This is a genomic window from Mesorhizobium sp. Cs1299R1N1 (assembly GCF_037179655.1).
Taxonomy (GTDB): domain Bacteria; phylum Pseudomonadota; class Alphaproteobacteria; order Rhizobiales; family Rhizobiaceae; genus Mesorhizobium; species Mesorhizobium salmacidum.
Map to the genome: position 1 here is coordinate 72,679 of NZ_JAPYKR010000007.1, position 13,610 is coordinate 86,288.

The following is a 13,610-nucleotide window of genomic DNA, read 5'->3' on the forward strand; positions in this document are numbered from 1 at the left end:
GCGGAGACGATCGCGATGAAGGCGGCACGACTTTATGGACCGGGCGATCTGCGCGTCGAGGACGTCGCCGCGCCGGGCATTCCGGATGCCGGCTGGGTGAAGATCAGGGTCGATGCCGCGGGCATCTGCGGTTCGGACCTGCACAATTTCCGCACCGGCCAATGGATCAGCCGGTCGCCTTCGACAGCTGGCCATGAGCTGACCGGCACGGTGATCGCGCTGGGCGAGGGCGTCGATACCGTCGCCGTCGGCGACAGGGTGGTCGCGGATTCCCGCTTCTGGTGCGGAGATTGCGCGCAATGCCGCGCCGGCAAGCGGCATCTCTGCGCTTCGCTCGGCTTCGTCGGCGAAATCTGCGATGGCGGCTTTGCCGAACAGGCGGTGCTGCCCGCACGTCTGCTGCATGTCATCGCCGCCGGTCTCGACGAACGGGTCGCTGCCATGGCCGAGCCGCTCGCGGTCGCACTGCATGCGGTGCGGCGGTTGCCGAAGACGGCGGGCTCGGTGCTTGTCGCCGGTTGCGGCCCGATCGGTGGTCTCGCCGCGCTGCTGCTCTCCCGAACCTTCGCCGGCACGGTGCTTGTCGCTGACCGCAACCGGGACCGCTGCGCCCGGGTGGCGCGGGTGACCGGCGCCACGATCGTCGATCTCGACCACGATGCCATTGCAGCCGCGACCGCCAATGCCCCGCTGCTGGCGGCCGTCGAGGCGACGGGCAGCATCGCCGCATTCAACCAGCTGCTCGGCGTTCTCGATCCCGGCGGCGCGGTGGCGATGGTCGGCATCTTCCATGGCCGGCTCGACATCGACCCCAATGTTCTGGTCGAGCGCGAGATCGCATTGCTTGGATGCCATGCCTTCGCCGACGAATTGCCCGAGGCCGTGCGGATGCTTGGTGAACTGAGTGAACCGCTGCTGGCCCTGGTCGACCGCGAGATCGGCCTGGACGACATTCCAGCCGCCTATGAGCGGCTGCTGGCCGGGAAGAGCGATGGCCTGAAGACAATCATCCGCGTGCGGCAACCTGCCGGAAAGGATTTTTGAGATGATCGATTTGCCCGATACGGCGAGCCCCCTTTACGAGAAGGTGAAGGATTACATCCTGGTCAACATCGGAACGGGCAAATGGGGCAAGGATCGCAAGCTGCCGTCCGAGAACGAGCTGGTGGTTTCGCTGGGTGTGTCGCGGATGACGGTTCACCGGGCCCTGCGGGAACTGACCGCCGCGGGATTCCTGATCCGGCTGCAAGGTGTCGGCACGTTCATCGCGCCACCCCGGCCACAATCGACGCTGATCGAGATCAACAACATCGCCGCCGAGATCGTCGAGCGCGGCAACAGGCATCGCTCCGAAGTTCTCGTCCTCGAAACCATCATGCCCACGAAGGAACTCGCGCTGTCGTTCGAATTTGCGAAGCGCACCTCGATCTATCACTCCGTCGTCGTCAATTTCGAGAACGACCTGCCGGTGCAACTGGAGGAGCGTTTCGTCAATCCGGGCCTGATTCCCGACTATGACAAGCAAGACTTCGCGAGGACGGCGACCTACGACTACCTCATGCAGAAGACCCCGGTGACCGAGGTCGAGCATATCATCTCCGCCATCCCGGCCGACAAGGAGACGGCGCAGCATCTGGGCATCGATGTCGGCAGTTGCTGCCTTCTCCTGCATCGCCGGACATGGACGGGAGCAGTCGTGGCCACGATCAGCAAGCTGACCTATGCCGGCAGCCGCTACTCGCTCGGCAGCCGCTACTCGCCTTCCAAAGCAAGCGGAAGGTAAGCCCGATGGCGGAACCGACCGGATGACCGGTTTTCTCGATCGGATCGATCTTGAAAAGCGTGAGTAGTCGGGCTGGGGACCCGCCGGTTCAAACGTAAAACTGGACTCCACCAACTTGTATATGCATGTATGTATTTCAGCCTTGACATCCGCGGCCGCTGACGTTGAGATATGTCGGCACTTCAACCATGAAGTGGCGGGCAAGACGCCGAGGCACAGTGCCGCAAGAGCAGAACCCCGCAGTCTCACCAGACCGGATGCCTGGGTGAAAAGCGGTCTGATCATCAAGGGGAACAAAAGATGACGCTCAACCTAGCAGGACAATTTCGCGCATTGGTGATGGCCGTTGCCGTCGGGCTCACCGCCGCCCCGGCGGCCCATGCGGCCGATGCGGCCATTCCCACGACGCCCGAGGCAGGATCGTTCAAGATCGGCATCGAACCGTGGCTTGGATATGGCCAGTGGCACGTCGCCGACGCCAAGGGCCTGTTCAAGACAAACGGCCTGTCGGACGTTCAGATCGTCAATTTCGCAGAGGACAAGGATATCAACGCCGCACTCGCAAGCGGCCAGCTCGACGCCGCCAACATCGCCACCCACACGGCGATGGGCATGGTTGCGGCCGGCCTGCCGGTGAAGATCGTGCTGCTGCTCGATGTCTCCATGACGGCCGACGCCATCGTCGCCGGCAAGGACGTCACCTCCATCGCCGATCTCAAGGGCAAGCAGGTCGCTTTCGAGGAAGGCACGACGAGCGACATCCTGCTCAAATACGCGCTCGCCAGGAACGGCATGTCGGTAGCCGACATCCAGCCGGTTCCAATGCCTGCCGCCGACGCCGGCAGCGCCTTGATCGCGGGCCAGGTGCCGGTCGCGGTCACCTACGAGCCGTACCTCACTGTCGCCATGGCGCAGAACAAGGACATCAAGCTGTTGTTCACCGCCGGCGAGGATCCCGGCCTGATCAGCGACGTGCTGGTGGTGCGCGACGAGGTGATCAAGTCGCGGCCCGGGCAGGTGCTGGCCATGATCAAGAGCTGGGACGCCGCGCTCAAGGACTATAAGGCCGATACATCAGGCGGTCGCGCCATCATCGCCAAGGCGGTCGGTTCCGACGTCAAGGACCTCAACACCGCCTTCGACGGCGTGCGCTACTACTCCCTGGCCGAAAACAAGACGGCGCTCACCGGCGATTTTACCACCAAGACATTCGCCGACGTCGAAGCGGCGGCCAAGAACGCCAAGCTGCTTCAGGCCGATGTGAAGCCGGAGCAGATGATCGACCCGTCCTTCGTCAAGGCGGCGCAATGACGAGATCCGGATCGCGGTGGTAACGCAGATGTCCGGGGAGCCTGCCGCGAAAACCGGTTTGGCCCGCCCGACGCCGGCGCCCGCCGCAAAACCGGCGAGGCGTCGCCGATCCTCCGGGATCGGCGTGCCCATCGCCAGGTCGCGTTTCCTGGCGATAGCGGTGGTTGTCTTTGTCGGCCTTGGTCTCGCCTGGTGGGCGGCGACCGGGCTGGAATGGGTGAAACCCATCTTCCTGCCGTCCCCAGGCAGCGTCGTGACCCAGATCGCCACGCTCGCTGCCGACGGCACCTTGTGGCTGGACCTCAGGGCCTCGATGTACCGCATTTCCATCGGCTTTCTCCTCGCCTCGGCATTGTCCATACCGATCGGCGTGCTGATCGGCAGTTTCCGCTCCTGGGAGGCGGCCATCGAGCCGCTGGTGGATTTTATCCGCTATATGCCGGTTGTCGCTTTCGTGCCGCTCTCCATCCTGTGGGCAGGTACCGGAGACACCCAGAAATTCCTGATCATCTTCATCGGCACCTTCTTCCAGCAGGTGCTGATGATCATGGACAATGTGAAACGGGTTCCTACCGACTTCATCGGCCTTGGCCGCACGCTCGGTCTGCCGGACCGCAAGATCCTGACGCGCATCGTCGTACCCAGTGCCTTGCCGGGCATCTGGGACACGCTGCGCATCAGCCTCGGCTGGGCATGGACCTGGCTGGTGCTGGCCGAGCTCGTCGCGGCGACATCCGGCCTGGGCTATCGCATCACCGTGTCGCAGCGCTATTTCCAGACAAACACCATCATCGGCTACATCCTGCTCCTGGGCGTGCTCGGCCTCATTACCGATCAGGTCATGAAGGCATTGGAGAAGGTGCTGTTCCGGCAGGAAGGCCACCCGCAATGAGGAACCGCCGATGACAGTTCCCAAATTGCGCATCGCCGGTCTCGACAAGAGCTTCGGCACCGGCGAGCGGCGTACGCAAGTGCTGCGGGACATCAATCTCGACCTTGCCGACAACGAGTTCGTCTCCCTCGTCGGCACATCGGGCTGCGGCAAGAGCACGTTGCTGTCGATCGTCGCCGGACTGCAGGATTTTGACGCCGGTGATCTCAGCATCGATGGTGCACCGATCCTGCAACCGGGTCTCGACCGTGGTGTCGTGTTCCAGTCCTACACGCTGCTTCCCTGGCTGACGGCGCGGCAGAATATCGAGTTTGCCCTCAAGGCCGCCGGCTATGATCGCTCCGCCTGCCGCGAGATCGCGCTCGAGCATCTCGACCTCGTCAAGCTGTCGCAAAGCGCTGATCGCTTCCCGTCCGAACTGTCGGGCGGCATGAAGCAGCGCGTCGCCATCGCGCGCGCGCTTTCCTATCGCCCCAAGATGCTGCTGATGGACGAGCCCTTCGGCGCGCTCGATGCCCTGACGCGGCACCAGATGCAGGAACTGCTGACCCAGATCTGGGAAGAGCATCGGCTCACAGTGCTGTTCGTCACGCATGACGTCGAGGAGGCCGTCTACCTCTCGGATCGCATCGTCGTCATGGGGATCGGCCCCGGGCGCATCATGCAGACCTTCAACGTTGACATCGAGCGACCGCGCCGGGAAGAGGTGATGGAAACCCCTGCCTTCATGGATTTGCAGCGCGGCGTGCACAAGGCGATCCGAGAGGCATCAAGACGTCCCGAAATGGCGTAATGCCAGCAACCTTCGTTGGCCCCACCGGCGGTCAGGAATCAGGGGCCGTGGGGACTGCAGATGCCGAGCGTCCATGCGATGGTGCCGCAAAAGTCGCCGGCATACCCACGGTAACTGCCGTACCCATTGTAATAGCTGTCCATCCAGTTGCTGTTGTCGGTCGAATTCTCGCCGGTCCAACCGGCATCAACCCAAACGTAACGGTGTCTGTGTCCGCGGTTCGCGGTCTGCGTGTGGCCATTATGGGCGGTGGTGACGCGGACATAGTGGTGCCTGGCGACGGCGGCTTCGGCGACTGTGGCAAACGGGACAGCGCTCGTGGCCAACGTCAACACGATGGAACCGAGGAATACGTTTCGCTTTTTCATAAGCATGTCTCCTTTTTGATCGAGACATTGGGAAGAACGCGCGCCTCCCTGCACACGTTCCTTCACGAAATCGGCCTTCACGGTCCCGAGGACGGCGTGCAGGTCAGCGGCCATATCAGGGGATCTCGCAAATAAGGTCTTCTCGGCAAAGGGTATGGAAGCAATCCGTCCGTTCGAACCCGCCAGCACGGGCTTACGTTGCTTTTCCGGCCGCCGCGTCCATTTCCATCTCTTCCTCGGAAATGTCGTCGAAGGAAGCGTAGTTCATGTTGTAGAGGCGGGCGTAAAGGCCTTTCCTCTTCATCAGCTGCTCATGGTTGCCGCTTTCGACGACCTCGCCATTCTGCAGCACGATGATGCGATCGGCGCCGCGGATGGTGGCCAGGCGGTGCGCGATGACCAGCCCGGTGCGTCCCTCCAGCAGTTTGATCAGCGCCTTCTGGATCAGCATCTCGGTGTAGGAATCGATGCTGGCCGTGGCCTCGTCGAGGACGAGGATCTTGGCGTCGGCCACCAGCGCGCGCGCGAAGCTGATCAGTTGGCGCTGGCCCAGCGAGAGGTTGCCGCCGCGCTGTTCGAGCTCGGTGTCGTAGCCGTCGGGCAATTGCTCGATAAAGTCGTGCGCACCGACGGCCTGGGCGGCGCGCACCACCTCTTCGCGGCTGGCGCCGGTCTTGTGATAGCGGATATTCTCCAGCACCGTGCCGGAGAACAGGAACGGTTCCTGCAGCACCATGGCCACCTGGTCGCCGAGCGAGTCCTGCGTCAGGTCGCGCACATCATGACCGCCGACCAGGACCTCGCCCGACCAGACATCGTAGAAGCGGTGCACAAGCGCCATCGAGCTCGACTTGCCCGATCCGGTCGGCCCGACAAGCGCGACCGTCTCGCCCGGATTGACCCGGAAGGAGATGTCCTTCAGCACCGGCTGGTTCGGCCGGTAGCCGAAAGTGACATTCCGGAACTCGACCGAACCGTCCATGTCGCGCGACAGTGCCACCGCATTTTCCTTGTCGCTGACATCCACCGGCACGTCGAGCACTTCGGAGATACGCTGGCCCGAAGCCATGGCGCGCTGCATGACACTGTATTGCATGGTGAGTGAGCGGATCGGGTCGAAGAAGCGCTGGATGTAGAACAGGAACGCCACCATCACGCCGATGTCGAGACTGTGCGACAGCACCATCGACCCGCCGACGACGATCACGGTCGCCATGGCGATGCCGGTCAGCGTATCGACGATCGGCACCATCACCTGCGCGTATCTCGCCGATCGCAGATGCGCGTTGAGATTGGCCAGCACCTTCTCGTCGTAGAGGTCGAAATTGACATGCTGGCGCTCCAGGCTCTGCACGGTGCGCACGCCATGGATGCCTTCGGCAAGCGCGCCGTTGGCGATGGAGTTGGTCTCGTGGGCGGCCATGAAGGCGACCTTAGCGCGCGGCAGCCAGAACAGGCGCACGATGAACAGCATCGGCATGGTCGACAGCGTCAGCAGGCCGAGCCGGAAGTCGAGCCACAGCAGGACGGTGACGATGCCGAACAACAGCACGATGTCGCCCACCGACATCACGGAGGTCTCGAGGAATTCCTGCATCGAATTGACGTCGCCCTGCAGGCGCGACATCAGCCGGCCGACCTCGGTCCTGTCCATGAAGCCTAGAGAGACCCGCTGCAGGTGGCTGAACATGGCACGACGCAGGTCGGATAGCACGTTCTCGGCCACCTTGCCGACGACGCTCTCCTGGATATGACTGGCGGCGTAGTTGATGAGGATGATGACGGCAAAAGCGACAATCGCGGAGATCATCACCGATCGGTCGAGCTTGCCCGGAGCCATGCCGTGATCGATGGCGTAGCGGATGACCAGCGGGATCGCCAGCTGCGTCAGCGTGAACACCAGTACCGCGGCGACCGAGATGAAGATCCGGCCTTGGTAGGGTCTGACGAAGCTCCAGATGCGCCTGACGATGCGCGGATCGTAGGCCTTGCCGAAGACCTCTTCCTCGTCGCGGTGCGAACCGACGACCGCCTTGGTCGGGCGCCGACTTGTGTCTTCCTTCTCGTCGTCGTCCTGCGTCGACATCAGGCGGCTCCCTCGAGCCGATCTTCGTCCGGCCGCAGCTGCAGGTCGTAAAGCGCGCGGTAGCGTCCGCCGAGCGCCAGCAATTCCTCATGCTTGCCGCGTTCCACGATCCGGCCGCCCTCGACGAACAGGATCTGGTCGGCATGCATCAGCGAACTCAGCCGGTGCGAAATGATAAGCGTCACGCGATCACTGGCGAAGCGCTTCATCGCCGCCCGGATCCGCTGCTCGGTGCCGGCGTCGACGGCCGCGGTGGAATCGTCGAACACCAGCACTGATGGCCGCAGCATCAGGCTGCGCGCGATGGTCAGGCGCTGCCGCTGGCCGCCGGAAAGCGACGCCCCACGTTCCCCGACGACCGTGGTGTAGCCGGCCGGAAGGCCGATAATGTAATTGTGCAACTGGGCATACTCGGCGGCTTGCCCGATGCGGGTCTCGCGCGCCCAGGGATTGCCATAGGCGATGTTGTTCTCGATCGAGGTGGTGAACAGGAACGCGTCCTGCTGTACGACGCCGACCGCCTTGCGCAGCGATTGCAGCGTGACTTTGCGGATGTCCTGCCCGTCAATGGTGATCGCGCCCGAGGTCACGTCGTAGAAGCGCGGGATCAGATGCGCGATGGTCGACTTGCCGCTGCCCGGCGGGCCGACGATGCCGACGGTCTCGCCGGGCCTGGCTTCGAAGGAAACGCCGGAAAGCGTCGGACGTTCGCCGCCGCCCTCGTAGCGGAAACCGACATTGTCGAAGCGCAGCACGCCGTCGGAGATGACGAGATCTTTGGCATCGGGCGCATCCTTGATGTCGAGCTCCGTGTCGAGCAGTTCGAACAGCCGCGTGCCACAGGTCGAGGCGCGCGCGAAGGAGTTGACCATCAGGCCGAGCTGGCGCACCGGCATCTGCAATATGGTCATGAAGGTGAGGAACTGGGCCAGCGTTCCGACGCTGATCTGGCCCGCGATCACCTTCTGGCCGCCGAACCACAGTACCAGGCCCATGGCGGCAAGGAAGGAAAAATTCATGGCGCCGGTGTTGGAGACGCGGATGTCGACGCGCTCATTGGCGAGCTCCAGCGCATCCTGTTTGGCGCGATCGAATTTTGCCAGCTCATGCCGCTGTGCCGCGAAGGCGCGCACGACACGGATGCCCCCGAGATTCTCGTCCATCACCCGGCTCAGCACCGACAGCCGCTCCTGCAGCGTCAGCCAGGTGCTGCGCAGCCGGAGCTGCGTCACCGAGGAGCGCCAGGCGACGAATGGCACGAAGCTGAGGCTCAACAATCCGAGCACGAGATCGGTGCTGATCAACAAATAGGCGCCGACGCCGATCAGCACGCCAAGCAGCACCACGCGCAGGATGCCGGTGGAAAAGAACATGCGCACGCCGTCGAGATCGAGCAGCCCGAGCGTGATGAGGTCGCCGGTATGGACCTTGTCGTGGAAGGAAAAGCTCAGCCGCTGGATTTTCTCATAGAAGGCGAGCCGCAGCTCATAGCCCGTCTGATGGCCGACGGCCTCGCCATAGTAGTTCTGCGCCATGGTGAAAAGACCGCGCAGGATGCTGACGACCAGCAGCGTCAGCGCCGTATTCCACAGCGCCTGCTCTGCCGCGGTGCCGGCACCCGCGGCCATCACCCCTTGCGCCTGGTCGATGGCGCGGCCCAAGAGGCGCGGAATGAAGAGTTGCAGCGTCGCTGCGACAAAGGTCGAGATGAGGGTGATGGCAACCTGCCAGGGATGGCGCAGCGTCATGCGCACGATGCGCAGCAACGTGCTGAGGCCCTTGCCCCAGGAGGCTTCCGCCACATGGGCAAATGATTTGCCGCGCTTGGCCGCGCTGGTTGCATCCGTGTGCAAGGAAATACCCAGACCAATCCGGACATTAGCCCGAACGAATGTAGCAGACTCAATCAGATAGCGCGATTTTACGCGCGTCCGGCTTGCCCGTTCAAGGGGTCAATGACGGCATCGCACTGTACCTGAAAGGCGGTGCCGGGTGCCATCTCGGCCATGGCCGTCAGCGCCTGATCTGCGGAGCGGTCACCGGCAAGATCGTGTCGCAACTCGCCGCTGGTCTGCCGCCGGTGATCGATCTCGCGACTTTGCGGGCGGATAGGTTCTGATTATTCAGCGCCTGCTCTTCCAGTAGGCTTCCATCCTTCATGAGGGAACGACGTGACCGCGACAACAGACACACACGCCGTTGAATCGATCGATCCGCAACGCGCCTACGCCGTTCTGATCTGCGATCTGATCGGCCTGCGCTTTGATGCTGACGGAAAACCCGACCCTTCGGAGGTGCGTGCCCATATCGAGGCCAAGGGCGGCCGCTTTCATGCGACCGGACTTGGCGACAAGACCGCTCTCGAACCTGGCCGAGTGCATTTCTTCTACCAGCCGGATCTCAGCACCCGCGAAGAGCTGATCGGAGCCGCCGGCGACGGACGCTATGACGCCGTCATTGCCGCCGCCACCTTCCTGCCGGCAGAGACCGTCTTTCCGCTGGCCGGTGTGCGGATCGGCGCCGGCACCGGCAATATGGGCTCGCGCTCGTGGGGCGGCGGCAGCGGCGAGGGCGGCTCGGCGGTCCTGATGAACACGCCCGGCATCAACAGCCGCGCAACCGCGCAGATGGTGATGAAGGCGATCCTGAAAGTGCTGCCGGATCTCCCGGTGGACTTGCTTCACGACCGGGTGGCGCGGGGCTTCTTCGACACCGGCAGGGAGCTGCGCGATTTCCCCACCGCAAAGCTCGAAGGCAAGACCATCGCGATCATCGGCTATGGCAATATCGGCAGGGAGGTGGCCAAGCTTGCCCGCGCCTTCGGCATGCGCGTGGTGATCCACGCGCGGCTCCGGCATCGGGACTGGATAGAAGCCGAGGGCTTTGCCTTTGCGGCGGACCTCGCCGACGCGGCTGCAGGCGCCGATGTGCTGAGCGTTCATGTCGGCCTCGGCAACCAGGATGCGCGGACCGGCCGCTATGCCAATGCCGGGCTCATCGGCGCGGACATTTTGTCTCGCATGAAAAGCGGCGCGGTGCTGATCAATTACGATCGCGGCGAGCTCGTCGACGTCGCGGCCCTGGGCGACGCGCTGAATGCAGGGCAGGTGCGCCACGCCGCGATCGATGCCGACCTGTTCAGGGATGCCTCCACTGGCAGCTTGTCTGGCCCGATGCTGCCTTATCTCGATCTCGTCGAGAGGCATGGCGCCAGGCTCGAGCTTCTGCCGCATGCGGCGGCCGACACGGATCATCCCTCGCGCGTCGCCGGCGCCAAGCAGGCCGTCGACCAGATCTTCGATGTCATCTGCCGCAAGACAGTGACGAACGCAAAAGGCACCGTGCCGCCAAACTATCTTTCCGTTGGAGCGACCACGCCTCCAGGCATCGGACCGGTGACCTCCGACCACCTTTTGAAACTGACCGCCAGCGAATGCTCCGAGTTGGCGGATCTCTGTGATCGCCAAAGCCGGTTGTGGAAAGCTCTCTCGGATACTCCGCCAGCCGAGCGAGTCGCGATTGTCGCCGAACAGGGCGATGACCTTGTCCGGTTGATCGACCGCTTCTGCCTTCTGGCCGAGAACCTCGATCTCAGGGGATCTTTCCAGCAATAGGCCGGAGCTCTCAGTCCCTGGGACCGGCTACCATACGGGCGACCCGCGTCATGTCGGCGCTCATCTCACGATCGTCGTCGAGCGGGCTGACGAGCGCACGGATGGCGGCAAAGGTGCGCTGCGGTCCTTCGCCCATGCTGTCGACGCCGCCACGCAACTCCACGCCCGTCGCCGCGAAGATCAGCTCCATCGCCACGAGGTAGCGCAGGCGTTCGACAATCTCGGCGGTCTTGGCCACCACCCGTGGCGCCATCGACGACTGGTCCTCGATGCCGTCCGATACGGCGAGCGGGCTGAGCGACATCGGGTTGGCCAGATGCCGGATCTCGGCTTCCAGCGCGGCGAGCGGCTTTTGCAGTTCAGCGTAGCCCTGGCGGCTGCCGCCCCTGGCCGACAGGAAGCGCGGTAGCTCCGCAATTGTCGGCGACATCAGCTTCATGCAGCGGTTGGCGGTGCCCACCGCGCAATGCGCGAGCGCCTGGCCAAGCTGCTCCCAGGCCAGGGTCATCGCCGTGAGGTCGAAATTGCCGTTTGAGACGACGCGTCCGTCTTCGGGCAGGATCACCGGGTTGTCGCCGGAATGGGTCAGTTCGATCTCCGTCGCCAGCTTCGCCTGTTCGAACGCATGCAGCAGGCCGCCCCAGACCTGCGGCACGCAGCGATAGCTGAGCGGATCCTGGAGCCGCCGCGCCGCTTTGTCCCTCCACAGGCCGCTTCCCGACAGTTCCGCACGCAGCCGCGCGCCGATCTCGCGCTGGCCAAACGCTGGCCGCGCGGCGAGCGCATCTTCGTCGATCGCGGTCAGGGAAGAGCGGAACGCCTCGTAGTTGAGCGCCACCGCGGCCAGCGCCCAGTCGATGAGATGGGCGACGTCTTCGAGACACAGGCACGCCGTGCCGGTCGACAGGCTGTTGGCGACGATGATGGCGTGGCCGTCCTTCTCGCGCAGATCGAGCGGTTCGAGCCCGGCGAGTGCGAGTGCTTCGGCCGACGGCATGATCTTGCCCTGGTATTCCGTCTCGCCGTCGCCGCGCAGCGCTCGCGCCATGTGGCCGAGATGGGCAAGGTCCGCCGCGCCAATCGATCCCCAGGTGGGGATCACCGGATGGACGCCGGCGTTGAGCGCCGCCACGAGGCCCATCACCACGCGTTCGGAAGTGCCGGTGCCGCCCGCGGCCATGCCTGAGATGCGCGCGGCCATCAGCGCCCGCACCGCCTCGGTCGGAAGGGCCGGGCCGATACCCATGCTGTGGCTGAGCGGCACGCTGTGCTGGAAGGCGATCAGATCGGCCTGCGCGAGCGGCGTGTCGACACAGGCGCCAAGGCCGGTCGTGACGCCATACATCGGCTTGCCGAGTTGCGTCAGCTGCTCGATGAGCGCGCGGCTCGCCCGGATGCGCCGCATCGCCTCCTCGCCCAGCATCAGCCGCGCATTGCGCCGCGCGATCTCGGCGACGTCAGCCGCGCTGAGCGGCTTGGCGTCGAGCAGTATCATTCGGGCTGTCATGTCTCGCCTGTATCCCGTGACCGGATGCCCGGGCCGGTGGCGCTGCGAGCGTCACCGTTTGTGGCGCCTTGCTGGCACGACTGCAAGCCATTCCGATTATGACAGCAGCAGGCGAAGGGAGTTTCGGGCGAAAGGCCGGGGTTCCGGGGCTAGGCGAGGCGCTCCGCGACAGCGTCGGGCACCACCACCAGCTTGCCGACGAAATCCTTGGCGATGAAATCGGCCTGCGCGTGGTGGAAATCGGACAGCTTGTAGACGCCGCCGACCAACGGCCTGATCTTGCCCCCCTCGATGTAGCGAACGATGCGGCGGAAATCGGCGCGCTTGCCCTGGCTCGAACCATGCAACTGCAGCTGCTTGAGATACATGGTCCTGAGGTCGAGCTGGACGACCGGACCTCCAATCGCGCCGGCGGTGGTGTAGCGGCCCTCGGGTCGCAGGATGCGCAGCAGATCGTTGAAGATCGCGCCGCCGACGAGATCGGCGACCACGTCGATCGGCTGGCCACCGGTCGCTTCGGCCACGGCTTGCGGCAAGTCTGCGACGCCACGAGTGATGACCGCCTCGGCGCCGATGTCGAGCACAGCCTGTTCCTTGCCCTTGCCGACGACGGCATAGGGAATGGCGCCACGCGCCCGCGCCAGTTGCACGATGCCGGAACCGACGCCGCCGGATGCACCTGTGACCAGCACCCGTTCTCCGGCTTTAAGTGCGGCGCGTTCCAGCATCTGCTCGCCGGTAAGGTAAGCGCAGCAGAAAGTGGCGAGTTCGACGTCGCTCAATGTGGTGTCGACGACATGCGCATTCTCCGCCGGCACGGTCTGATACTCGGCATAACCGCCATCGCGGCCATGGCCCATATAGTCGATGTCGGCGAGTGAATCGTCGTCGCGGTTGTAGATGGAGAAATCGACCATCACCCGTTCGCCGATGCGATCGGGCGAAACGCCTTCGCCGACGGCAACGATGGTGCCGACCGTGTCGGTGCCCTGGATGCGCGGGAAGGTCAGCGTATTTCCCTGCCTTCGCCAGGTCGACACCGCGTCCGCATCCTCCTCGGTACCATAGGCGCCCTGACGCACCCAGACATCGGTGTTGTTCATCCCGCAAGCGCTGACCCTTATCAGCACATCACCTGAAGCGGGGGCAGGCACTTTGACATCGGTGCGATAGACGAGCTTTTCCGGTCCGCCGTGCCCGGTGAGCAGCACGGCGGCCATGGTGGCGGGGAGCGTTTTGGTCATGGCATTCATCGG

Annotated in this window: 12 protein-coding genes; 7 read left to right on the top strand and 5 right to left on the bottom strand. The window is 64.1% G+C overall.

The genetic code is table 11. The annotated features are described in order from the left end of the window. Positions 1–15: 15 nt before the first annotated feature. From O7A70_RS16625 to O7A70_RS16645, 5 genes are all read left to right on the top strand, one after another. Entirely contained in the window at positions 16–1,044 is a 1,029-nt protein-coding gene (locus tag O7A70_RS16625) for a zinc-dependent alcohol dehydrogenase (protein WP_337141325.1), read from the top strand. A gap of 1 nt (position 1,045) precedes the next feature. Then, positions 1,046–1,783, top strand: coding sequence for a histidine utilization repressor (gene hutC / locus O7A70_RS16630; protein ID WP_337141326.1), 738 nt, complete (start codon positions 1,046–1,048; stop codon positions 1,781–1,783). 300 nt (positions 1,784–2,083) lie between these two features. Beyond that, positions 2,084–3,094 (top strand): ABC transporter substrate-binding protein, encoded by a 1,011-nt coding sequence (locus O7A70_RS16635; RefSeq protein WP_337141327.1) that lies wholly within the window; start codon positions 2,084–2,086, stop codon positions 3,092–3,094. A 124-nt stretch (positions 3,095–3,218) separates the two neighbouring features. Continuing rightward, positions 3,219–3,986 (top strand): ABC transporter permease, encoded by a 768-nt coding sequence (locus tag O7A70_RS16640; protein ID WP_337141328.1) that lies wholly within the window; start codon positions 3,219–3,221, stop codon positions 3,984–3,986. Between the two features lie 10 nt (positions 3,987–3,996). Beyond that, positions 3,997–4,779, top strand: a complete 783-nt coding sequence (locus tag O7A70_RS16645) for an ABC transporter ATP-binding protein (RefSeq protein WP_027145194.1) — start codon at positions 3,997–3,999, stop codon at positions 4,777–4,779. A gap of 38 nt (positions 4,780–4,817) precedes the next feature. Here the strand turns inward: O7A70_RS16645 and O7A70_RS16650 are convergent, their stop codons facing one another. From O7A70_RS16650 to O7A70_RS16660, 3 genes are all read right to left on the bottom strand, one after another. Further along, complete coding sequence (locus tag O7A70_RS16650) at positions 4,818–5,147, bottom strand: hypothetical protein (protein ID WP_337141329.1); 330 nt, start codon at positions 5,145–5,147, stop codon at positions 4,818–4,820. A gap of 193 nt (positions 5,148–5,340) precedes the next feature. Further along, positions 5,341–7,233 carry an ABC transporter ATP-binding protein gene (locus O7A70_RS16655; RefSeq protein ID WP_337141330.1) on the bottom strand — a complete coding sequence of 631 codons (1,893 nt, stop codon included), beginning with the start codon at positions 7,231–7,233 and terminating at the stop codon, positions 5,341–5,343. Then, positions 7,233–9,086, bottom strand: coding sequence for an ABC transporter ATP-binding protein (locus tag O7A70_RS16660; RefSeq protein ID WP_337141331.1), 1,854 nt, complete (start codon positions 9,084–9,086; stop codon positions 7,233–7,235). The genes O7A70_RS16655 and O7A70_RS16660 overlap by 1 nt, the downstream gene beginning before the upstream one ends. 83 nt (positions 9,087–9,169) lie before the next feature. Here O7A70_RS16660 and O7A70_RS16665 point away from each other — a divergent pair, with 83 nt between their 5' ends. Together O7A70_RS16665 and O7A70_RS16670 are read left to right on the top strand one after the other, a co-directional pair. After that, entirely contained in the window at positions 9,170–9,352 is a 183-nt protein-coding gene (locus O7A70_RS16665; protein WP_337141332.1) for a hypothetical protein, read from the top strand. Positions 9,353–9,404: 52 nt separating this feature from the next. Continuing rightward, positions 9,405–10,847, top strand: a complete 1,443-nt coding sequence (locus O7A70_RS16670; RefSeq protein ID WP_337141333.1) for an NAD(P)-dependent oxidoreductase — start codon at positions 9,405–9,407, stop codon at positions 10,845–10,847. A gap of 10 nt (positions 10,848–10,857) precedes the next feature. Here O7A70_RS16670 and O7A70_RS16675 read toward each other — a convergent pair whose 3' ends face one another. Together O7A70_RS16675 and O7A70_RS16680 are read right to left on the bottom strand one after the other, a co-directional pair. Then, positions 10,858–12,354 (bottom strand): HAL/PAL/TAL family ammonia-lyase, encoded by a 1,497-nt coding sequence (locus tag O7A70_RS16675; RefSeq protein WP_337141335.1) that lies wholly within the window; start codon positions 12,352–12,354, stop codon positions 10,858–10,860. Between the two features lie 149 nt (positions 12,355–12,503). After that, positions 12,504–13,607: an alcohol dehydrogenase family protein gene (locus tag O7A70_RS16680; protein ID WP_337141336.1), complete on the bottom strand. Its 1,104-nt coding sequence runs from the start codon at positions 13,605–13,607 to the stop codon at positions 12,504–12,506. Positions 13,608–13,610: the final 3 nt, after the last annotated feature.

Bases quoted from the DNA above. Each gene is read 5' to 3' on its own strand.
- O7A70_RS16625 (WP_337141325.1), top strand. From the start codon at position 16: ATGAAGGCGGCACGACTTTATGGACCGGGCGATCTGCGCGTCGAGGAC.
- hutC (WP_337141326.1), top strand. From the start codon at position 1,046: ATGATCGATTTGCCCGATACGGCGAGCCCCCTTTACGAGAAGGTGAAG.
- O7A70_RS16635 (WP_337141327.1), top strand. From the start codon at position 2,084: ATGACGCTCAACCTAGCAGGACAATTTCGCGCATTGGTGATGGCCGTT.
- O7A70_RS16645 (WP_027145194.1), top strand. From the start codon at position 3,997: ATGACAGTTCCCAAATTGCGCATCGCCGGTCTCGACAAGAGCTTCGGC.
- O7A70_RS16650 (WP_337141329.1), bottom strand. From the start codon at position 5,147: ATGAAAAAGCGAAACGTATTCCTCGGTTCCATCGTGTTGACGTTGGCC.
- O7A70_RS16655 (WP_337141330.1), bottom strand. From the start codon at position 7,233: ATGTCGACGCAGGACGACGACGAGAAGGAAGACACAAGTCGGCGCCCG.
- O7A70_RS16675 (WP_337141335.1), bottom strand. From the start codon at position 12,354: ATGACAGCCCGAATGATACTGCTCGACGCCAAGCCGCTCAGCGCGGCT.
- O7A70_RS16680 (WP_337141336.1), bottom strand. From the start codon at position 13,607: ATGAATGCCATGACCAAAACGCTCCCCGCCACCATGGCCGCCGTGCTG.